The organism is Burkholderia sp. LMU1-1-1.1 (assembly GCF_040675865.1).
In the GTDB taxonomy this organism is placed as follows: domain Bacteria; phylum Pseudomonadota; class Gammaproteobacteria; order Burkholderiales; family Burkholderiaceae_D; genus Rugamonas.
In genome coordinates, this window is record NZ_JBEGHG010000009.1 from 96,231 (window position 1) to 118,063 (window position 21,833).

The 21,833-nt window shown below is 65.7% G+C and carries 12 protein-coding genes; 9 read left to right on the forward strand and 3 right to left on the reverse strand.

Features of this window, described 5'->3' with window-relative positions; genetic code table 11:
- Nucleotides 1–146: 146 nt before the first annotated feature.
- Entirely contained in the window at nucleotides 147–4,193 is a 4,047-nt protein-coding gene (locus tag MRBLMU1_RS10085) for a Pls/PosA family non-ribosomal peptide synthetase (RefSeq protein ID WP_363500413.1), read from the reverse strand.
- Nucleotides 4,194–4,334: 141 nt separating this feature from the next.
- On the opposite strand from MRBLMU1_RS10085, the gene MRBLMU1_RS10090 reads away from it, so the two are divergent.
- From MRBLMU1_RS10090 to MRBLMU1_RS10115, 6 genes are all read left to right on the forward strand, one after another.
- Nucleotides 4,335–5,834, forward strand: a complete 1,500-nt coding sequence (locus MRBLMU1_RS10090; RefSeq protein WP_363500416.1) for an AMP nucleosidase — start codon at nucleotides 4,335–4,337, stop codon at nucleotides 5,832–5,834.
- A 332-nt stretch (nucleotides 5,835–6,166) separates the two neighbouring features.
- Nucleotides 6,167–8,074: a TonB-dependent receptor plug domain-containing protein gene (locus MRBLMU1_RS10095; protein ID WP_363500419.1), complete on the forward strand. Its 1,908-nt coding sequence runs from the start codon at nucleotides 6,167–6,169 to the stop codon at nucleotides 8,072–8,074.
- Between the two features lies 1 nt (nucleotide 8,075).
- Nucleotides 8,076–8,711 carry a YfiR family protein gene (locus MRBLMU1_RS10100; protein WP_363500422.1) on the forward strand — a complete coding sequence of 212 codons (636 nt, stop codon included), beginning with the start codon at nucleotides 8,076–8,078 and terminating at the stop codon, nucleotides 8,709–8,711.
- The gene (locus tag MRBLMU1_RS10105; RefSeq protein WP_363500425.1) at nucleotides 8,708–11,776 is read left to right on the forward strand and encodes a hybrid sensor histidine kinase/response regulator; all 3,069 of its coding nucleotides are present in this window, start codon (nucleotides 8,708–8,710) and stop codon (nucleotides 11,774–11,776) included. The genes MRBLMU1_RS10100 and MRBLMU1_RS10105 overlap by 4 nt, the downstream gene beginning before the upstream one ends.
- Nucleotides 11,773–14,412, forward strand: a complete 2,640-nt coding sequence (locus MRBLMU1_RS10110) for an EAL domain-containing protein (RefSeq protein ID WP_363500428.1) — start codon at nucleotides 11,773–11,775, stop codon at nucleotides 14,410–14,412. Before MRBLMU1_RS10105 ends, MRBLMU1_RS10110 begins: the two co-directional genes overlap by 4 nt.
- Before the next feature lie 101 nt (nucleotides 14,413–14,513).
- Entirely contained in the window at nucleotides 14,514–15,170 is a 657-nt protein-coding gene (locus MRBLMU1_RS10115) for a PEP-CTERM sorting domain-containing protein (RefSeq protein WP_363500431.1), read from the forward strand.
- Nucleotides 15,171–15,173: 3 nt separating this feature from the next.
- On the opposite strand, the gene MRBLMU1_RS10120 is transcribed toward MRBLMU1_RS10115, so the two are convergent.
- Entirely contained in the window at nucleotides 15,174–15,647 is a 474-nt protein-coding gene (locus MRBLMU1_RS10120; protein ID WP_363500434.1) for a hypothetical protein, read from the reverse strand.
- A gap of 158 nt (nucleotides 15,648–15,805) precedes the next feature.
- Nucleotides 15,806–16,459 carry a DJ-1/PfpI family protein gene (locus tag MRBLMU1_RS10125; RefSeq protein ID WP_363500437.1) on the reverse strand — a complete coding sequence of 218 codons (654 nt, stop codon included), beginning with the start codon at nucleotides 16,457–16,459 and terminating at the stop codon, nucleotides 15,806–15,808.
- 248 nt (nucleotides 16,460–16,707) lie between these two features.
- On the opposite strand from MRBLMU1_RS10125, the gene MRBLMU1_RS10130 reads away from it, so the two are divergent.
- The 3 genes from MRBLMU1_RS10130 to MRBLMU1_RS10140 all read left to right on the forward strand — a co-directional run bounded on the left by MRBLMU1_RS10130 (nucleotide 16,708) and on the right by MRBLMU1_RS10140 (nucleotide 21,804).
- Entirely contained in the window at nucleotides 16,708–19,410 is a 2,703-nt protein-coding gene (locus tag MRBLMU1_RS10130) for a TonB-dependent receptor (RefSeq protein ID WP_363500440.1), read from the forward strand.
- A 65-nt stretch (nucleotides 19,411–19,475) separates the two neighbouring features.
- Nucleotides 19,476–20,831 (forward strand): MFS transporter, encoded by a 1,356-nt coding sequence (locus MRBLMU1_RS10135; RefSeq protein ID WP_363500444.1) that lies wholly within the window; start codon nucleotides 19,476–19,478, stop codon nucleotides 20,829–20,831.
- 19 nt (nucleotides 20,832–20,850) lie between these two features.
- Nucleotides 20,851–21,804, forward strand: coding sequence for a glycoside hydrolase family 43 protein (locus MRBLMU1_RS10140; RefSeq protein WP_363500447.1), 954 nt, complete (start codon nucleotides 20,851–20,853; stop codon nucleotides 21,802–21,804).
- Nucleotides 21,805–21,833 lie beyond the last annotated feature (29 nt).

Genomic DNA, 21,833 nt, shown 5'->3' on the forward strand with positions numbered 1-21,833 from the left:
CGACTTGTTAATTGAAATCATGAAATTAATTGCTGACGTGAAATCGACACGTTGTTATTTAACACATTTGCCGGGCGGGTGGCGTACCGCAGCGCGCATCGCCCCGGCGCAGCGGGCACGGCGGTGTTGCGACTATTGTTTTGATACTAACTTGACGGCGCCGCCGGGCAACCGGACCAGTTGCCGCCGGCCGGAATATGCTCGCCTTTCATGACCAGGGTTAGCGCGCCGAGGCGGGCGTTGTCGCCGACCACGGCGCTGTACAGCACCGCGCTGCGCGGTCCCAAATAAACGCGCGCGCCGATGGTCACCTCGTCGATTTTCATCACCCGGTCCTCGAACAGGTGGGTCTGCGGACAGGTGAGGGCATTGAGTTCGCTATGGTCGCCGATGCGCACGCAATCGAATTCGGTGATGTCGGTGGTGTCCAGATAGACGCCCTTGCCGATTTTCGCGCCCATCAGGTTGAAGGCCAGCGGCAGCCACGGCGTGCCGCGCAGGTAGCGCATGAAATTGGGCACGGCGATGCCCTCGTACAGATTGGTGACGCCCTCCGACAGCCAGACGAACGGCGTCCACATCGGCGCCGAGCGCTTGCGATAGCGGCCGATCAGTATCCACTTGAGCAGCGCCACGAACACGTAGTTGCCGACACCGTAGACCAGCCCCGCCAACGTCAGGTCCCAGATCACCTCCGCCCAGCGGCCGGCGCCGGCCGCCGGCATCACCTCCATCACCAGGGTGTAGCCGACCGCGATCACCAGCGCGTGCGGCGCGACGATGCGGAACGCCTCGATCAAGCCGCGGCCGAGCCGGCGCATGGCCGAAGGGTGGAATGTCAGCGACTCGGGATAGCCGCTGGTCTGCTCGCGCGCGGGCAGGTTGATCGCCGGGGAGCCGAGCCAGGTGTCGCCGCTGTGCATGCGCGCGTTGTCCGGCGCGCGCGAATGGACGCCGATCAGCACCTGCTCCGGCAGCACCGTGCCGTCCGGGATGTAGGCGCCGTTGCCGACGAAGCTGCGGTTGGAGATCACCGTCGGCTGCATGGTCATCCAGCCGCCGTCGATTTCCTCGTCGCCCAGCATGACGGCATCGGCGATGAAGGTCTCGTCGCCCAGGGTCAGCATGTCGGGCACCACGCCCAGCGCGGTCGAGATCTCCGCGTCCTTGCCGACTTTGGCGCCCAGCAGCCGATACCAGTACGGCGCGAACACGGTGGCGTAAATGCCGTGCAGGACCTGCAGGCTCGATTCCTGGATCTGGCTAACCAGCCATTTGGCGCAGTAGGTGTTGCTGTGCACCGCGAAGCGGCCCGGCTTCAATTTCGGCAGCACGGTCCAGCGGATGCCCGCCGACAGCAGCGCCGTGAGCAGGATCAGCACCGCGCTGGCGGGGAAGGCCAGCAGGAAGTAGCGCAGCAGGCGGATGCCCATGCCGTCGCCCTGGATCGCCGGCATCACGCCGATTTCGTCGAACCAGTCGATCAGCACGAAGCTCGGGAACACCGGCATGAAGAACAGCGTGACGATCAGCAGGATGCCGGCCACGAAGAACAGGCCTTCGCCCAGGCTGCGCGCGCGCGTCAGCTCCGGGCGTGGCGGCAGGCGCGCGGGATCGAAGGCGCCGGCATCGCGCGCCGGCGAGCCGGCCCACACGCGGCCCGCCGGCACGCGGGCGCCGTCGCCCAGCGCCGATTGCCCGTCCAGGTGGCCCTGCGCTTCGACATGGGTGTTCCCTTCGAGGATGGCGAAGGAACTCACACATGTGTCGCGTTCCAGCGTGATGCGGCCAAGTCGCAGCACGCCGCGCTCGACGCGGGCGTTCTCGAAATTGACGGCGTTGCCGATGCTGGCGTTGTCGGCGATGGTCAGCAGATCGGGCACGCGCACGCTCATCGAGCCTATCGTCACGTCGCGGCCGATCTTCGCGCCCAGCGCGCGCAGCCACCAGGCGTTGAGCGAGGAGCCGCTTAACAGATACGCCGGCGCCGCCTCGACCAGGCGGTCGGCCAGCCACCAGCGGTAGTAGGTCAGGCCCCACAGCGGATAGTCGCCGGCCTTGATGCGGCCGGCGATCAGCCATTTGCCGCCGATGGCGATGGCGAACTCCAGCACCGTCGCCAGCAGGAACACGCCGACCGAGGCGGCGATGGCGCGCCTCACCGAGTCGCCCGGATCGCCGGTGAAGAAATGGTAGGTGAAGAACGGCGCCAGCCACTGCGCCATGCGCAGCGCCACCAGCGCCGGCATCACGGCCGCCTGGGCCAGGCCGCAGGTCCAGCGCTTGAGGGCGGAGGGCGGCGTCCATTCTGCTTCCTTCGTGCTGGCGCCGTGCGCCTCGCCGAGCACCCGCGCGATCTTGCCGACCTCGCGCTGCTGATAGATGTCGCGCACGGTGACGTGGGCGTAGCGCGGATCGGCGCGCAGGGCCGACGCTAGGCGCGCGGCGAAGAACGAATGGCCGCCAAGGTCGGAGAAGAAGTCGGCGTGGCGCAGGATAGGCTGGCCGGGGAACAGTTTGCCAAGGGCGGCGAACAGCGCTTCCTCGGCGGGCGTTTCGGGCAGGTCCGAATCCTCGGCGCCGGCGGCCGGCGCGGCGCTGAGCTGCGTGGCCTTCAGCGTCTTGCGGTCGATTTTTCCGGAGGTCAGGCGCGGCATGGCGTCCAGGATTTCGTAGCGTCCCGGGACCATGTAGGGCGGCAGCTTGTCGGCCAGGCCGGCGCGCAGCGCGCGCGGGTCCAGCGTCACGCCGGCTTCGGCGACCAGGTAGGCGACCAGCTGGTCGATGCCGTCGTCCTTGCGCAGCAGGACCGCCACGGTGCCGACGCTGCCGGCCTGTGCCAGCAGCGCTTCGATCTCGCCCAGCTCCACGCGGAAGCCGCGTATCTTGACCTGGTCGTCGGCGCGGCCAAGGCAAACCACTTCGCCGTCGGCGGCTATGCGGGCCAGATCGCCGGTGCGGTACAGGCGCTCGTCATGCCGGCCGGTGGACCAGGGATTGGGCAGGAATTTTTCCGCCGTCAGATCGGGGCGGCCAAGGTAGCCGGCCGCCAGGCCGGGACCGGTGATGCACAACTCGCCGATCTCGCCGCGCGGCAGCAGGCGCAGGGGCGCGCCAGGCGCGGCGTCCGCATTCGCTTCGATCACCAGCAGGCCGTAGTTGGGCAGCGGCGTGCCGATGGTGACCGGGTGGCCGGGCCGCAGGCGCGCCAGGCTGGCCGATACCGTCGCCTCGGTCGGACCGTAGGTATTGAACATCTGGCGGCCGTCGCGCGACCAGCGCTCGACCAGCGATTCCGGGCACATCTCGCCACCGAGGTTGATCAGCCGCAGGCTCGGCACGTCCTGGTTGAACAGCGCGAGCAGGGTGGGGACGGCGTGCAGCACCGTCACCTGATGCCGATCGAGCATGCGCGGCAGCGTCTCCGGATCGCCGCTGATCTCCTTGGGGCCGATCCACAAAGTGGCGCCGGCCAGATAGGCGATCCAGATCTCCTCGAACGACATGTCGAAGGCCACCGAGAAGCCTTGATACACCTTGTCGGCCGCCGTCACGCCCAGCACCGCGTTTTCGCTGCGCAGGAAGTGGCAGATGCTGCGCTGGGTGATCAGGATGCCCTTCGGTTTGCCGGTCGAGCCGGAGGTGTAGATCACGTAGGCCGGCAGGTCGGGCGAGACCTGGCCGCGCCGCGCCGCCGGAGGATGGGATGGGTCCAGCAGCGCCTCGGCCGTCCACACCGGGCGGCCGAGTCCGGCCAGGCGGGGCGCGAAGGCGGCGCAGGTCAGCACGCCGGCGCCGTCGGCGTCGTCCAGGCACACTCGCAGGCGGTCGACCGGGGTGTCCTCGTCGACCGGCAGCCACGCGGCGCCGGCCTTGGCGATGCCGGCCTGCAGCACCAGCAGCTCGATCCCGCGCGGCAGCCACAATCCGACGATCCGGCCCGGCCGCACGCCGGCCTCGATCAAGCGTCCGGCCACCAGGGTGGCCTGCGCGTCGAGTTCGCGGTAGGTGAGGCGGCGGTCGCCGCAGATCAGCGCGATCTGGTCCGGGGTGCGGCGGGCGGTCGCCTCCAGCAGATCGGCCAGGATCTCCTCGCGCAGCAGCTCGCTTTGCTGGTGACCGTAAAGAATGTCGGGATGCGGTTGCGGAAGCGTAAGGCGTGGTGTTGCTGACTCGATTACTGGCTCGTTCATGCTGAAACTTTATTAATGGCGTGGGGTCATTGTACGGTACGCCTTCATCTTCCTCCATGGGAAGAATGCAAGTTCTGCTTACAGCCTTTACAATAGGAAATAAGAACCCCTGATTCATTCGCCGTTTCAAAAAGGAGTCGCATGTTACCGAACCGTCCTCATATCGCCCCGATGCAATTTGACGATCCGATTGCCGCTTACGAACAGGTTCTGGCCATTTATGACGCCAACATCGCCCATCTGCGCGATGCCATGAAACGCTTTGTCGCCGGGGAGGACCTCGGCGAGCATGTGCGGGCTTGCTACCCCTTCGTGCGCGTCCACACGGACACCGTCGCGCGCGCCGATTCGCGGCTGGCCTTCGGCTTCGTCGCCGGTCCCGGCACCTACGAAACCACCTTGACCCGGCCGGATTTGTTCGCCCGCTACTACCAGGAACAGTTCCGGCTGCTGCTCAAGAACCACGGCCACCACCAGCAGGTGCGGCTGGAAGTGGGCACCAGCGCGCAGCCGATCCCGATCCATTTCTCGTTCGCCGAGCACGAGCACATTGAAGGCAGCATGACGGCCGAACGGCGCCTGTTGATGCGCGATGTGTTCGACTTGCCCAATCTTGCCGCGATGGACGACGGCATCGCCAACGGCACCCACGAGCCGCCGCCGGGCGAGGCGCATCCGCTGTCGCTGTTCACGGCGCCGCGCGTCGACTACTCGCTGCAGCGGCTGCGCCACTACACCGGCACCTCGTGCGAGCATTTCCAGAAGTTCGTGCTGTTCACCAATTACCAGTTTTACATCGACGAATTCGTCAAACTCGGCCACGAATTGATGGCGGCGGCCGGGCCCGAGCACGACTACATCGCCTTCGTCGAGCCGGGCAACATCATCACGCGCCGCGTCGGCGAGTCGGTGCAGGCGATTGACGCGCTGGGTGCCGCATTGCCGCGTCTGCCGCAGATGCCGGGTTACCACCTGATCCGCGCGGATGGCGCCGGCATCTCGATGGTCAACATCGGCGTCGGCCCGGCCAACGCCAAGACCATCACCGACCACATCGCCGTGCTGCGTCCGCACGCTTGGCTGATGCTGGGTCATTGCGCCGGCCTGCGCAACACGCAGGAGCTGGGCGACTACGTGCTCGCGCACGGCTATGTGCGCGAGGACCACGTGCTCGACGAGGATTTGCCGCTGTGGGTGCCGATTCCGCCGCTGGCCGAGGTGCAGGTCGCGATCGAAGCGGCGGTGGCCGAGGTGACGCAGCTGACCGGCCACGACCTCAAGCGCATCATGCGCACCGGCACGGTCGCCAGCACGGACAACCGCAACTGGGAATTGCTGCCGCAGCGCACGCCCGAGCGGCGGTTCAGCCAGAGCAGGGCGATCGCGCTGGACATGGAAAGCGCGACCATCGCCGCCAACGGCTTCCGTTTCCGCGTGCCGTACGGGACCTTGTTGTGCGTCAGCGACAAGCCGATGCACGGCGAAATCAAGCTGCCGGGCATGGCCAACAAGTTTTACCGCGACCGGGTCGACCAGCACCTGCGGATCGGCATCCGCGCCGTCGAAATGCTGCGCGACCTCGGCGTCGACCGGCTGCACAGTCGCAAACTGCGCAGCTTCACCGAAGTCGCCTTCCAATAACAACCCCGGGGGTCAAGTCTGGCATTCGGACACGGACTCAGTTGTAAGGCTGCTTTCTCGGACGAGATCGTGTCCGATTGTCAGACTTGACCCCGGGGTGGTTTGTCGGCAAAACGAATTGTTGCATTCCGCGCCTATCCGCTCTTTAATCTTGCACTAAAACATAAATTCCTGCGGGAAAGCGTAGCCAATGTGGCTATAATTTCCCTGTACGAGGAGCCGTTCGGCGGTGCGTGGCGCTCCTCCTGAGCGGGGCGCCGGCTTGGTCGGGCGGCGGCGAGGGTGCGGCAACCGCGGGGGGCGCGATGGCCAGAGGAGTCGACTTTTCACAGGTGTTACTCGTTGCGACGGTGCTTTGCGCGACATCGGCGCGGGCCAGGGTCGCGGACGGCAGCGTCATCGCCGACATGTCGCTCGAGCAGTTGAGCGATGTCATCGTGACGTCCGTGTCGCGCCAGGAAGAGCGCCTTGGCACCACGGCCGCGTCGGTGTTCGTCATCAGCGCCGGCGATATCCGGCGCAGCGGCGCGCAGTCGCTGCCCGAGGCGCTGCGGCTGGCGCCCAATCTGCAGGTGGCCCAGGTCGACGCGCGCAATTGGGCCGTCACCGCGCGCGGCTTCAACAACGCCTTCGAGAACAAACTGCTGATGCTGATCGATGGCCGCAGCGTTTATTCGCCGCTGTTTTCCGGCGTCTTCTGGGACGCCCAGGATGTGGTGATGGAGGACGTGGAACGCATCGAGGTGATCAGCGGTCCCGGCGCGACGATCTGGGGCGCCAACGCGGTCAACGGCGTCATCAACGTCATCACCCGCTCGTCGGCCGACACCCAGGGCGGCCAGCTGAGCGCCATCGGCGGCGACCGCGACCACAACGCCTCGGTGCGCTACGGCGGCAAGCTGGCCAACGGCGGCACCTATCGCGTCTATGGCAAATACCAGAAGCTGAACGATACCTTCACCGCCACCGGCGTCAACACCAACTTCGGCATGGAGCGCAGCCAGGCCGGTTTCCGGACCGACTGGGCCCTGGCCGAGGGCGCGCTGAGCGTCTCCGGCGACGGCTACCAGGGCCACCTGGGCCAGTTCCGCCGCGCGCCGGTGCAGATCTCCGGCGCCAATCTGATCACCCGCCTGACCCGCAAGCTGTCGCCCGACGCCAACCTGCGCCTGCAGGTCATCCTGGACCACACCGAGCGCAACCAGCCCGGCGCCTTCATCGAGCGCCTGTCCACGCTCGACCTCGACGCCCAGCACGACCTGCGCCTGGGCCAGCGCAACGTGCTGACCTGGGGCGGCGGCTACCGCCATAGCCGGGACCGGGTGACGAACTCGACCGAATTTGCGTTCCTGCCCGGCGACCTCGATCTGCATTGGGCCAATCTGTTCGTCCAGGACGAATACGCCGTCACGCCGGACCTCAAGCTGACCGCCGGCGCCAAGGTCGAACATAATAAGTACACCGGCGCCGAATACCTGCCCAGCCTGCGTCTGGCGTGGACCCCGGCGCCGGACCAGTTGGTTTGGAGCAGCCTGGCCCGCACCGTGCGCGCGCCGTCGCGCTTCGACCGCGACCTGTACTTTCCAAGCCGGCCGGTCGTCTCCGGCGGCCGCACGGTGTATATATATGGCGGCGGGCCCAACTTCCAGTCCGAGGTGGCCAAGGTGGTCGAGCTGGGCTACCGCGCCCAGCCACTGCCGACGCTGTCCTATTCGGCCACCGCCTTCTACAGCCGCTACGACAAATTGCGCACGCTGGAACCGCAGACCAGCCCGACCGCCCCGGCGTTGCTGGCGTTCGAGAACCGGGCGGAGGGCGACACGCGCGGCGTCGAGCTGTGGGGCACCTGGCAGGCGGCGCCCGTCTGGCGGCTGAACGCCGGGCTGGTGGCGCAGCGCGTGAACCAGCGCCTGCTGCCGGGCAGCCGTGATTTCAGTGCCACCAACCCGTCCCTGCCGACCAACGACCCCAGCCACCACTGGTTGCTGCGCTCCTCGTACGACCTGACCGACCGCAGCGCGCTGGACCTGACGCTGCGCCGCATGGGCGCGCTGCCGTCGCCCGCCGTGCCGGCCTACTACGAGCTGGACGCCCAATGGATGTGGCAACCGCAGCCCACGCTGGACGTGGCGCTGATCGGGCGCAACCTGCTGCACCGGTCCCATGTGGAGTATGGCGGCGGCGCGGGCCGCAGCATGATCGAGCGCGGCGTGCAGCTGAAACTGACGCTGCGTTTTTGACGTGGCGACCACCGGCGCCCCGGCACGCGCGCACGGCGGCATCGCGGCCGCGCCATCGCTGCCGCGGGCGCGGTTGCCGTCGTTGCTGCCCTTCCTTGTGTCGCTGCTGCTGTTCACGTGGTCGCTGCCACCCCCGGCGGCGGCGGCCGGGGACGCCGACCCGTCGCGCGTCGCGGCGCAGGTCAAGGCGGCCTATATCTACCGTTTCGCCGAATACATCGAGTGGCCGCCGGCCGCCTTCGCCGACGACGCCGCGCCGCTGGTGATCGCCGTGGTGGACGCCGACCAGGTCGCCGCCGAGTTGAACCAGCTGCGCCAGACCCGCCAGATCAAGGGGCGCGGCGTGACCGTGCGCACCTTGCGCGCAGGCGATCCCGCCGGCGCCATCCAGGTGCTGTACATCGGCACCCAGGACGACGCGCGCGTCAAGCGCACGCTCGAGGCGGCGGCGACCCAGGGCGTGCTGGCGATCACCGACGGCGCCGGCACGCTGGCCGCCGGCAGCGCCATCAGCTTCGTGCCGGTCGATAACCGCATCCGTTTCGACGTGTCGCTGGCGCACGCCGAGCGCAGCGGCTTGAAGATCAGCGCGAGGTTGTTGGCGGTGGCGCACAAAATCGAGGGGGGAAGACCATGAAGCTGAGAATACGCTCGGTGCGCCACAAGCTGCTGCTGCTGGTGCTGGCGACCAACCTGTGCGCGCTGGCGCTGGCCGGCGCCGGCCTGCTGTACCGCGACCTGCGCGAGAACCGCGCCACCACGGTGCGCGAGCTGACCTCGATCGCCGCCATCCTGGGGCAGGGCAGCGCGCTGGCGATCGAGTTCGACGACCCCAAGGTCGCCACCGAAAACCTGGCGCTGCTGCGCGCCAACCCCAACATCCTGACGGCGGCGATCTACACCGCAGGCGGCAAGCGCTTCGCCGCCTACCGGCGCGACGCCGACTCGCCGGCCGCGCCGGCGACATTGGCGCCGGCCGACGGCGCCGAATTCGGCGCCGGCGAACTGACCGTGTTCCAGCGCATCACCGGCAGCGACACGGTGCACGGCACCGTCTACCTGCGCGAACGCTACGACCTGGCGGCCTGGCTGCGCGGCTACCTGGCCATCCTGGCGGCAGTGTTGCTGGGCAGCCTGCTGCTCGGCCTGGGCCTGTGGTCGCTGCTGCAGCGCTGGATTTCGGGACCGATCATGGGCGTGAGCGAGATCGCGCGCCAGGTCGTGCGCGAACGCGACTACCGCCTGCGCGCACCCAAGGACAGCGAGGACGAAGTGGGGCAGCTGGCCGACGCCTTCAACGGCATGCTGCAAACGCTGGAACACGAGATCACCGAGCGCGCCGCCGCCGAGACGGAGGTGCGCGCGCTCAACGCCGGCCTGGAGGAGCATGTGGCGGCGCGCACCGCCGAACTGCGGGTCGCCAACGCGGCGCTGGAGGCGCGCACCGTGGAGGCCGAGGCGGCAAGCCGCGCCAAGGCCGACTTCCTGGCCAATATGAGCCACGAGATCCGCACGCCGATGAACGGCATACTGGGACTGGCCTACCTGCTCGACCAGCGTCCGCTCGACGCCGACGCGGCCGACCTGGTGCGCAAGATCCGCAACGCCGGCCGCTCGCTGCAGGCCATCATCAACGATATCCTCGACTTTTCCAAGATCGAGGCCGGGCGGCTGGAGATCGAGCGCGTGCCCTTCAAGCTGTCCGATGTGCTCGACAACCTGGCCAGCATCATGGCCGCCAGCGCCGGCGACAAGGATGTGGAACTGACGATCGCGCCGCCGCCGCCGGGCATCGGCCAGCTGGTGGGCGACGCGCTGCGGCTGGAGCAGGTGTTGATCAACCTGACCGGCAACGCCATCAAGTTCACCGAGCGTGGCTCCCTCGGCATCGGCCTGACGCTGCTGGAACACGACGGCCAGCGCGCCGTGCTGCGCTTCGCCGTCACCGACACCGGCATCGGCATCGCCGAGGACAAGTTGAAGCACATCTTTTCCGCCTTCAGCCAGGCCGACACCTCGACCACGCGGCGCTTCGGCGGCTCCGGCCTGGGATTGACCATCTGCCGCTATCTGGTCGAACACATGGGCGGCGAGATCGGCGTGACCAGCGCGCCGGGGCGCGGCAGCGAGTTCTGGTTCACCATCCCGTTCGAATGCGTGGACGCCGGCCAGGTCGAACCGGCCGCGCTGAGCAACCTCGATGTGCTGGTGGTCGACGACAGCGACATCTCGCGCGACAATATCGCGTCGATGGCGCGCGCGCTGGGCTGGCGCGCCAGCCAGGCCGTCTCCGGCGCGCTGGCGCTGGACTGCGTCCATCAGCGCCATCTGGCCGCCGGCGGCTTCGACGCGCTGCTGCTGGACTGGCAGATGCCGGGGATGGACGGCATGCAGCTGGCGCGCCAGATCCGCGCCAGCTATCCGGACGACGCCCAGCCGGTGCTGATGATGGTGACCGCCTACGCCCGCGACGAGTTGCTCAGGCATAGAGACATCGGGCTGGTCGACGGCATCCTGACCAAGCCGGTGACCAGCTCCTGCCTGTACAACGCGCTGGCGCAGGCGCAGGCACGGCGGCGCCAGGGGGCGCAGGGCGACGGCGCGCAGGAACGCCCGGCCAGCGTGCGTCTCGCCGGCGTGCGCGTGCTGGTGACCGATGACAGCGACATCAACCGCGAGGTGGCTTCGCGCATCCTGAGCGCCGAGGGGGCCACGGTCAGCGTGGCCCGCGACGGGCGCGAGGCGGTCGACTGGTTGTTGCGGCAACCGCACGCGGTCGACATCGTGCTGATGGATGTGCAAATGCCCGTGCTCGATGGCTATGGGGCGACGCGGCTGCTGCGCCAGTCGCCGCTGTTCGACGATCTGCCCATCGTGGCGCTGACGGCGGGCGCCTTCAAGAGCCAGCAGGATGAGGCGCGCGCGGCCGGCATGGACGCCTTTGTAGCCAAGCCGTTCAATGTCGATGAACTGATGGAGGTGGTCAGGCGCCTGGCGCGCGGCGGGCCGGCGCGGGCCGCCGAGGACGCGGCGTCCTTGCCATCGTCCCTGCCATCGCCTTTACCTTTGATGGCGCCGCTCGCCGGCGTCGACATCGAGCGCGCGCGGCTGGTATGGAGCGAGTGGGAAGCCTACGGCGCGGTTCTTGGCCGCTTCGCCGCCGACTACGGCGACGTCGCCGACCGGCTGGATGCGGAACTGGCGGCGCGCGGCACCGCCGGCATGGACGCCTTGTGCCATCAACTGAAAGGCGTGGCCGGCAATCTGGCGCTGCCCGAGATATCCCGGCTGGCGGGGGAGCTGCAAAAAGCGGCCGCGCACGGCGGCGACGCCGCCGGGCTGATCGCGCAACTGCGCGGCGCCCTCGCCACGGCGCTGGAATCGATCGCCGCGCTGGCGTCGCAGGTGGAGCGTAGCGGCGCGGCGGGGCAGGCGGCGCCCGCGGCCGCCCAGGTCGCGACGGAGGACGGGCCGCCGTCCCCCCCGGTCGCGGAGGAACTGCTGGCCGCTTTGCTCGAATGCCTGGACCAGGACAACCCCGACGTCGCGGCGCCGCTGCTGGCCGCGCTGGCGCCGTTGCTGCCGGCGGAGGCGGTATCCGCCGTGCGTTCGCGGCTGGACGACTTCGACTTTCGCGGCGCCGAGGCCGAGGTGCGGGCGTTGATCGCGCTGGCGCCGGGCGGCGCGGGAGACGCGCGATGACCGCCCCCATCCTCATCATCGACGATGAGCCAAGCAACCTGGCCACGCTGCGCGCCATCCTCGGGCCGGACCATGTGCTGGCGTTCGCGCGCAACGGCGCCGAGGGCCTGGCGGCGGCGCGCAAGCACCGGCCGGCCCTAATCCTGCTGGACGTGCAGATGCCCGACATGGACGGCTACACCGTCTGCCGCCAGCTCAAGGCGCAGGCCGACACCAGCGACATCCCGGTGATCTTCGTCTCGGCGATGAGCGAGGTGGTCGACGAGGCTGCCGGTTTCGCCTGCGGCGCGGTCGACTACATCGTCAAGCCGGTGTCGCCGGCGCTGGTGCGCGCGCGCGTGCGCACCCACCTGTCGCTGGTCAACGCCAACCGGCTGGCCCATTATGTGCGCGAGCTGGAATCGCACCAGCAAAAGATCGCCCGGCTAAGCCGCATCAAGACCGTCCTGAGCGGCATCAATTCGGCGGTGATACGCATCCGCGACCGTGCCGCGCTGTACGACGAGGCCTGCCGCGTCGCCGCCGAGGATGGCGGCTTCGACACGGCCTGGATCGCGCTGCGCGACGGCGGCGGAATGCGGGCCGCCGCCTGGCGCGGCACCGATCCGGAGCGGCTGGACCGGCTGCTGCAAGCGATGGCGCTGGAAGCCAACGATGAAGTGAGCGTGCCACGGCGCGCGCTGGCGCAGGCGCGCGCGGTTTGCTGCAACGACCTGCGCGCGCCGGAGCAGGGCGGGGCGGCCTGCCGCGACGCGCGCGAACACGGCTTCCTGTCGCTGACGGCGATACCGCTGATGCAGGGCACGGCGGCGGCCGGGGTGATGGTGCTGTACGCGCGCGACGCCGACTATTTCGACGCCGAGGAGCTGATGCTGCTGGACGACCTGGCCGGCGACATTTCCTTCGCCATGGAGTACATCGCGCAGGAGGAACGCGTCAATTACCTGTCCTACTACGACCCCGTGACCGGGCTGCCGAACCAGGCCCTGTTCCATGACCGGTTGGGCCAGATCATCCAGTCCGGCAAGCACGAGGGCGGCCACGCCTTCGTCTTCATGATCAACCTGGATCGCTTCAAGCGCCTCAACGACACGCTCGGCTCGCGGGTCGGCGACCAGGTGCTGCGCATCGTCGCACAGCGCCTGGTCGACGGCCTGGGACGCCCGTGCACGGTGGCGCGGCTGGCCGGCGACACCTACGTCGTCGCCGGCGCCTGCGGCGTCAACGAGAATCTGCTGCCGGTCATCGAGCACGCGGCCGAATTGATCGGGCAACCGGCGCAGGTGGACGGCAACGACATCCGCCTGAGCGTCCATGGCGGCATCGCCAGCTATCCGCGCGACGGCGCCGACGCCGAGACGGTGTTCCGGCACGCCGAGGCGGCGCTCAAGCAGGCCAGGGCCGGCGGCGGGCGGCTGTCGTTTTATTCGCCCGAGCTCAACGCGGCGATGATCGCCAAGCTCGAACTCGAAACCATGCTGCGCCGGGCCAGCGAGCAGCGCCAGTTCGTCATGTACTACCAGCCCAAGGTCGATCTGCGCACCGGCCGCATCGCCGCCGCCGAGGCCTTGATACGCTGGATACACCCGGAGCGCGGCATGGTCCCGCCGGCGCAGTTCATCCCGTTGGCGGAGGAGAGCGGCCTGATACTCGATATCGGCGCCTGGGTGATCGCCGACGTCTGCGCCCAGCAGGCTGCATGGGCGGCGGACGGCGTGCCCGTGGTGCCGGTGGCGGTCAACCTGTCGGCCCTGCAGTTCGGACAGGGCGACCTGGCCGCGCAGCTGGCGGGCCTGCTGGAGGCGCATGGGCTGAGCAGCAATCTGATCGAGCTGGAATTGACCGAGTCGCTGGTGATGCACGATCCGGCCGGCGCGGAGAAAACCATGCGCCAGTTGCGCGCCCTCGGGTTGCAGCTGTCGCTGGACGATTTCGGCACCGGCTATTCCTCGCTGGCGCACCTGAAGCGCTTCCCGTTCAACAGCGTCAAGATCGACCGCGCCTTCATCACCGACATCACGACCAATCCGGACGACGCGGCCATCGCCTCGGCCATCATCGCCATGTCGCACAATCTGCGCATGCTGGTCATCGCCGAAGGGGTGGAGACGGCGGCGCAATTCGAACAGTTGCGCCTCAAGGGCTGCGACCAGATCCAGGGCTATTATTTCAGCCCGGTGGTGCCGGCGACGGCGTTCGAGGCGATGCTGCGCGCCGACACGCATATCGAGCTGTCGGCGACGGCGGAGGTGCGCGAGCTGACGCTGTTGATCGTCGATAGCGAGGCGTCGCTGGTGTCGGCCGTCAAGCGGGCCTTGCGTTCGGAAGGCTACCGCATCGTCACGGCGGGCAGCGCGGAAGAGGCGCTCGATGTGCTGGCGCGCGTGCCGGTGCAAGTGATCCTGTGCGAGCACCGGCTGCCGGGCATGAGCGGTCCGAAATTCCTGGCGATCGCCACGCGGCTGTATCCGGACACGATGCGCCTGATATTGAGCGGCTACACCGAGTTGGAGTCGGTGCTGGAGGCGGTCAATCGCGGCGAGATCTACCGCTTTTTGACCAAGCCGTGGGACGATGTGCAACTGCGGCAAAACATCCGGGACGCGTTCAAGCGCCATCAGCCGACCCCGCCCTGAGCGGGGGGCGATGCGATAAATATCAGTGTATTTGCAAAATAGCATGCTAATATCGCAGCCGATTTACGTTGCGAAAACACAATAACTATTTTGGAGAACTCATGACTTCGTTTAAAACGCTGACCAACGCCGTGCTCGCCTGCGTCGCCATCCTGTCCACCCAGGCCCACGCCACGACCGTGGATTTTGAGGATGTGCCGGCTTATAGCCAGGGAGGTTTTTCCTCGAACGGCTTTGACTTCATTTTGGCCGGGGACGGCTCCGCCGTCACGCCCACGGGTTCCTACTGCGGTCCGCAGTGTCCGGACAACGGCACCCACTATGTCGTCGCGCCCTATGGCGTGGACGCGGCCTCGCTGACGATGACCAAGGCCGGCGGCGGCTTGTTCGCCCTGTCCAGCTTTGACGGCGCCGGCGCCTTCAACTTCGGCGACGGCTCCACCTTCATCCCCAACCAGATCGACGTCACCGGCGTGCTGGCGGGCGGCGGAACGGTGTACCAATCCTTCCTGATCGATAAATCGACGGGTGCCAACGGCAGTCTCAATTTCACGTCGTATGCCTTCTCGTCGGGCTTCAACAACCTGGTGTCGGTCCGCTTCAGCAGCAGCGGCAGCGATCTCCCCGAGTTCAACGGTTTCTCGGTCGATAACATCAACGCCACGGCCGTTACCGCCGTTCCCGAAGCTGAAACCTACGCGATGCTGCTGGCTGGCCTGGGGATGATGGGCGTTGTCGCCCGCCGTCGCAAGGCCTGACGCTTAGTCGGATCGCGATCGCGTCGCCAGCGCCACGATCGCGGCGCCGGCGGCGACGATCAGCGCGTCTTCAATCAGCCCGCTGCGGGTTTGGCCGATACTCGCCATGGCCCGCTTGCGGCCGGATAGCGTCAGATAGGCGAGCGGCACGGCGGTTGCCACCGCGACCGCCGCCCCGGCCTTTTCCCGCCCCTCGGGCGCCAGCGCGGCGCCCGCGATCCCGGCGCTCGCCACCCTTGCCAGCAGTCCCAGAAAGACCGTCCTGTCGGGCGCCGTTCTCATTTTATCGCCCAGCAGTTCGCCGACGCCCATGGCCAGCGCGCCGTATTTGAACACGGGACGATCCAGTAACACCAGCTTTCCAGTGGTGTGGCGGTGCGCGAGGCGCGCCGCCGAGATGGTGGCCATCGGCGTCATCGATCGCGCGCTGGCGACGGCGCCAATCAGGGCGGAGGCGAGCAGGCTGGTAATTTTCATCTTGTAACTCCCGGGTAAGTGGAGACTATGCCGCCCAGTTGGGCAACTACCCGGACAAGTCTAGCACCGGCATCAAGCGTTATCGCGCCGTGCGCACCGGTCAACCATCGTGTTAAGTGCGACAGCTAACCGTACTGATGAGACTGCCTACAATCCGCCTATTTGCCTTTCGGTTTCCAATCGTATTCCATGTAACGGGCGGCGGACAGCGCGCGCTCGGTGCCCAATTCCCGCTCCACGAGATGAAGCGAGCCATCGATACCTGCGGACAAGCCGGCGGTGGTGATCACCTTTCCCGCATCTACGAAGCGCTCGGCGACAACCTTTGTGGATGGGAAATTCTTCGCCAACTGAGGCCGCATCACCAATGTGGTAGTGGATGAAATCCCATCCAGCAGGCCCGCTTTGCCCAGTATGAACGCGCCGGAGCACACCGACATCACGACCTTGACCTTCTTGCTTCGCTCCTTGATCCAGTTTAGCAATTTCGGATCTTTCCAGGCTTCGACTATTCCGCCGCCCGGGACGATCAAGACATCCACCTCCGGCAAGTCCGAAAAATCGTAGTCGGGTGTCACCTTCAAACCATAGACAGATTCGACGGCGGATTTGGATTGCCCAACGGTGAATATCTTGGCTCCGCTGGCACCGAAAACCTCAATGGGGCCGGCGTAGTCGATCTCCTCGGCGCCCTCGAAAAGGAGCACCGCCACGCGCAAGTCGCTTTGAGCCATGTCGTGTGCATGGGCACCCATGGATGAAAGCAGCAAAAATAAACAAAGAAACCGATGCAAGAGGGTGAAACGTACCATGGAATTCCTCGGAAAATTAGTTGGCCGGCGGACACTATCAACAGGATAGCATCTTGCTCGGATGGAAAGTTCACACATTCCCACGCTGACTCCTCGGTCCCGCACGCTTATCGATACTTTTTTCGGTATCAAAAACCCGAAAAAATTGATTGGTTTGTTTTTTGTCTAGCCCCTAAGATGAAATCCGAAAGTTGCACCCAGCGTGGCAACTCTCCCATAAAACAGAAAACAGATAACACTGGAGACCTATGAACTACCTCGCATCCGGGACTTTCGAGTCCCAGGCAAAGCATCGCCTCGTCCTCAAATCCAGCGTCGCAGTGCTGGCCGCGGCCGGCCTTCTGAGCGCCTTCCCGGTTCTGGCACAAGATACTTCGGCGGCTCCAGTTGCTACCGCACCCGCCGCCGCTGAAACCCAGGCTCCCGCCGCCGACACCACTCCCGCTCCAGCCGCCGTCGTCACCGTGACCGGCGTGCGCCGCGCCGCGCAGACCGCGCAGAAGATCAAGCAGGATTCGGACAACGTCATCGATTCGATCGTCGCCGACGATATCGGCAAATTCCCGGACACGAACGTGGCCCAGACCCTGGCCCGCGTCAGCGGCATCCAGGTGCGCCGCAATGGCGGCGAGGCCGATACGGTGCTCATTCGCGGCCTGCCAGGCATCGCCACGCTGATCAACGGCCGCGAGATGTTCACCACCACCGGCCGCTATATCAAGCTGGCCGACATCCCTTCGACCATGCTGCAGCGCGCCGACGTCTACAAGTCGCAGAGCGCCGACCAGGTGGAGGGCGGCATCGCCGGCATTATCGACGTGCGCACCAACCGTCCGTTCGACTTCAAGGACTTCACCGCCAGCGCGCAGGTCGGCGCCAAGAACAAGGACAAGGCCAAGGCCACCGATCCGGAGTTGTCCGGCATGGTGTCGAACCGCTGGAAAACCGGCATCGGCGAAGTGGGTGCCTTGTTCGGCGTGTCGTCGATCAAGGACCGCTTCCAGGAGGAGCGCGCGTTCCAGACCTTCCCGATAGATAAAAGCTTCGCCGCGCCGAACCTGACCGGACCCGATCTGGTCGGCCTGCAGGACGTGCACGGCCAGCGCAAGCGCCAGGCAGCGAACTTCGCGCTGCAATGGAAGCCGAACGCGGATCTGGAAGTGTATGCCGAGGGGCTGCATTCGGTGTTGAAAAACACCGAGGAGACCGATTTCTTCGTCGGCCTGCCATGGGCGACGTCGGCCGACCAGATCAAGGTCACCAAGATCCCTGGCACCAACCAGACCGACACCATCACATCGACCAACGCGTTCACCATCCTGTCGACGCAGGGTCGCGAGAATACCAGCACCGCTTCGCAGTACGCGGTGGGCGCCAACTGGCGCGTGTCGCCGGGCCTGCGCGCGACCACCGAGCTGGCGACCACGCGCAGCAAATTTGATTGGGTCAATCCGATCCTCGACACCAGCCTCAATGTCGACAACGTGTTCGTCAAGACCAACGTCAACGGCGGCGCGTTCGTCCAGTATCAGAGTCCGGCGCTGAACGATCCAGGCAAGATCTTCCTGTCGCAATTCTTCGACCGCTATGGCAGGGATCGCGGCAAGTCGACCGACTGGCGTGGCGACGTGACCTACTCGCCGGAAGCGGATGGCTTCTTCAAGGAGTTCAGCGCCGGCCTGCGCCTGAACGAGCGCACCGCCAACTCGATCAAGTCGTTCGAAGGCAGCGTGCCGACTCCGGCCGGCATCGCCATGTCGAGTATTCCAGGCCTGTCGTGCAGCACCACGGAGTTCTCCGAGAATTACGGCACGCCGAAGTGGTCGACGCCTTGCGCCGGCTATTTGATCAACAACACCTCGGTGATCCGCGCCGCCGCCACCGGCAACGCCGCCGCCAGGGCGCTCGACCCGGCGTCCTTCTTCTCCAACAAGGAGAAGAACTACGCCTTCTACGGCAAAGCGAAGATCGGCTTCGACCTGGGCCAGTTCCCGGTCGATGGCGTGATCGGCGTGCGTGTGACCAAGACCGATTCGGATATCGAGGCTAACGACAGTGTCGATGGCGTCCTGGTGCCGACCTCCAAGGACTCGTCCAACACCGAAGTGCTGCCGAGCGCGAACTTCAAGCTGGCGTTGCGCAAGGATTTGCTTGCGCGTTTCGCCTACGCGAAGACGATGACGCGTCCGGACTTCGGCCAACTCAATCCCGCCACCGCGTACGTTAAACCGAACGGCACCACCAACGTGGCGACGGCGAGCGGCGGCAATTCGGACTTGAAGCCGTTCACAGCGCAGAACTTCGATACCTCGCTCGAGTGGTACTTCGCGCCGACCGGTTCCATTAGCGGCACGGTGTTCCGTCATAACTTCGACGGATACATCATGAACCGTGTGATATCGGAGACCTTCCAGGGCGTTCCCTACAATACTACTCGGCCGTTCAACACCGACAAGGGCCATCTGCAGGGCGTCGAGCTGGCGTACCAGCAGTTCTATGACGGTCTGCCTGGCTGGTTGAGCGGCTTCGGTTTGCAGGCCAACGTGACCTACAGCGAAGGCGGCGTGACCGCGTCCGAGAACAAGGATATCGAGGGCAAGCCGTTCGCCGGCATGTCGCGCCTGTCGTACAACATCGTGGCGCTGTATGAGAAAGAGGGCTGGTCGGCGCGCCTGGCGTACAACTGGCGCTCGAAGTTTGTCGACACCTACGCGGATACGCCGGACCGGGCCAACCCGAACCTGGTGCCGAAGGATTTGATCGTCAAGCCGATGTCGTCGCTCGATGGCTCCTTGAGCTACAAGGTGAGCGATCATGTTACCGTCAACCTGACCGGCACCAATCTGCTGAACTTCAAGTTCCAGGACTACTGGTCGGATTCGCGGATCTACCCGCGCGACACGCGCCGTTATGATCGCACGGTTGGCCTGTCGATGAATTTGAAGTATTGATGTCACCACGTCGTTAAAAAACTATCCCGCTTTTGCGGGATAGCTGCATTTTTAAGAGGTTGTAAATGTCGAATCAAAAACTATCGCTGTTGGAAAAAGTGGGCTTTGGCGCCGGCGACATGGCGCTGAACGTGGTGATTTCGTCGATGATGTTGATCATCACGTTCTTCTACACCGATATCTATGGACTGAAAACCTCCGACCTGGCCTTGCTGTTCCTGGTCGTCAAATTCGTCGGCGCCATCGCCGACCTGGTGGTGGGCCAGCTCACCGACCGCTATGCCAGCGCGCGCATGGGCCGCTATCGTCCATGGCTGCTGCTGCTCGCCGTCCCTTACGGCATCAGCGTGTTCTTCGTCTTCACCACGCCCGACTGGGGCTATGACGCGAAACTGATCTGGGCCTATTCGACCTACATCATCATGACGATCATGACCTCCGGCGTCGGCGTGGCCTATATCTCGCTGCCGAGCAGCCTGACCAACGATCCGCAGCAGCGCCTGTCGGCCAACGGCTACCGCCTGTTCTTCGCCAAGGTCGGCGCCTTCATGGTGACGGTGGTGGTGCCCATCCTCTCCGAGCGCTGGGGCGGCGGCAACGCGGCCACCGGCTACCAGGCGGCGATGGCCGTGATGGCGGCGATGGGCGTGGCGCTGTTCCTGTTCTGCTTCTTCACCACCAAGGAGCGCGTGCTGCACGTGGTGCAGCGCCAGTCGCTGTGGACGCAGCTCAAGGTGCTGCTGCAGAACGACCAGTGGCTGATCCTGTGCGGCGTCTGCGTGACCGGCACCATCGGCTATGTGCTGCGCGCCACGGCCGCCATCTACTACGTCAAATATTATCTGGGCGGCGACACCGCCACCGTGGCCACCTTCCTGTCGATCGGCGTGGTCGCGGCGATCCTGTCGATGGTCGCCTCGACCTGGATCACCAAATTCTATTGCAAGGTCAAGCTGTTCCGCTGGAGCCAGATCGCCGTGGGCGTGATCAGCGCCGCGATCTACTTCTTCGTCAAGCCGGGCGACATCATGCTGGCGTTCGTGCTGTACTTCGTGCTGTCGTTCGTGGTGGACCTGCATGCGCCGGTGTTCTGGTCGGCCATCGCCGAAACCATCGACTACGGCCAGGTCAAGACCGGCAAGCGCGTCTCCGGCTTCGCCTTCGGCGGCATCTCGGTGTGCCAGAAGGCCGGCATGGGCGTGGCCGGCGCGCTGGCCGGCGGCCTGCTGACGTACTTCCAATATCAGCCGAACCACGAGCAGACCGCGTTCGCGCTGCACGGCATCGTGCTGATGATGACCCTGATCCCCGGTTTCTTCCATACCTTGATGGGACTTTTGATGTTCAAATACCGGGTCACCGACGAGTATTACACGGAAGTGAAGAAGCAAATGGGAGCCGATTCTTATGTGGCAGTCTAATTTTTTGGAAAACGAAGCAATGGAAAGCAAAGACATACTGCAGCCGCTGATCGAACAGCGCGCCGATCCTTTTATCATCCGCCACAGCGACGGCTATTATTACTTCACCGCCTCGGTGCCGCAGTACGACCGCATTGAGCTGCGCCGCGCGAAAACCATCGCCGGCCTGGCCGACGCCGAGAAGGTCGATGTCTGGTTCAAGCCGGAGACGGGCGCGTACAGCGAGCTGGTTTGGGCGCCGGAGCTCCACTTCAACCAGGGCGCCTGGTATGTCTACTTCGCCGCCGCGCCGAGCCGCGAGATCAAACACAAGCTGTTCCAGCACCGCATGTACGCGATCCGCAACACCAACGCCAATCCGCTGGAGGGCGAGTGGGAGTTCATGGGCCAGATCGACACCGGCATCGACACCTTCTGCCTGGACGCCACCACCTTCACCCACAACGGCCAGCTGTACTACCTGTGGGCGCAGAAGGACGTCGCCATCGAGGGCAACTCCAACCTGTACATCGCGCCAATGAAGACGCCGTGGCAGCTGGGCGGCCCGCCCGTCATGCTGAGCAAGCCCGAATTCGACTGGGAGATCCGTGGTTTCTGGGTCAACGAGGGTCCGTCGGTGCTGAAAAAGAACGGCAAGATCTTCATCAGCTATTCGGCCAGCGCCACCGACGAGAACTACGCCATGGGCCTGCTGTGGGCGGACGAGAACGCCGACCTGCTGGACCCCGCCTCGTGGACCAAATTGAAGGAGCCGGTGCTGCAAACCTGCTTCGAGCACGGCGTCTACGGTCCCGGACATAACAGTTTCACCATCGGCGATGATGGCGAAACCGTCATGTTGGTTTATCATGCAAGGACCTACACCGAGATTGTTGGCGACCCGTTGTGGAATCCGGACCGTCACACCTATGTCAAGCCGCTCAAGTGGGACGGGCAGGGCATGCCGGTCTTCGGAAAACCGTCGATCGCATAATATAGGTTCATTCGCCTGGTCCCGACGGA

Bases quoted from the DNA above. Each gene is read 5' to 3' on its own strand.
- MRBLMU1_RS10140 (WP_363500447.1), top strand. From the start codon at position 20,851: ATGGAAAGCAAAGACATACTGCAGCCGCTGATCGAACAGCGCGCCGAT.
- MRBLMU1_RS10090 (WP_363500416.1), top strand. From the start codon at position 4,335: ATGTTACCGAACCGTCCTCATATCGCCCCGATGCAATTTGACGATCCG.
- MRBLMU1_RS10085 (WP_363500413.1), bottom strand. From the start codon at position 4,193: ATGAACGAGCCAGTAATCGAGTCAGCAACACCACGCCTTACGCTTCCG.
- MRBLMU1_RS10105 (WP_363500425.1), top strand. From the start codon at position 8,708: ATGAAGCTGAGAATACGCTCGGTGCGCCACAAGCTGCTGCTGCTGGTG.
- MRBLMU1_RS10135 (WP_363500444.1), top strand. From the start codon at position 19,476: ATGTCGAATCAAAAACTATCGCTGTTGGAAAAAGTGGGCTTTGGCGCC.
- MRBLMU1_RS10130 (WP_363500440.1), top strand. From the start codon at position 16,708: ATGAACTACCTCGCATCCGGGACTTTCGAGTCCCAGGCAAAGCATCGC.
- MRBLMU1_RS10120 (WP_363500434.1), bottom strand. From the start codon at position 15,647: ATGAAAATTACCAGCCTGCTCGCCTCCGCCCTGATTGGCGCCGTCGCC.
- MRBLMU1_RS10125 (WP_363500437.1), bottom strand. From the start codon at position 16,459: ATGGTACGTTTCACCCTCTTGCATCGGTTTCTTTGTTTATTTTTGCTG.
- MRBLMU1_RS10115 (WP_363500431.1), top strand. From the start codon at position 14,514: ATGACTTCGTTTAAAACGCTGACCAACGCCGTGCTCGCCTGCGTCGCC.
- MRBLMU1_RS10110 (WP_363500428.1), top strand. From the start codon at position 11,773: ATGACCGCCCCCATCCTCATCATCGACGATGAGCCAAGCAACCTGGCC.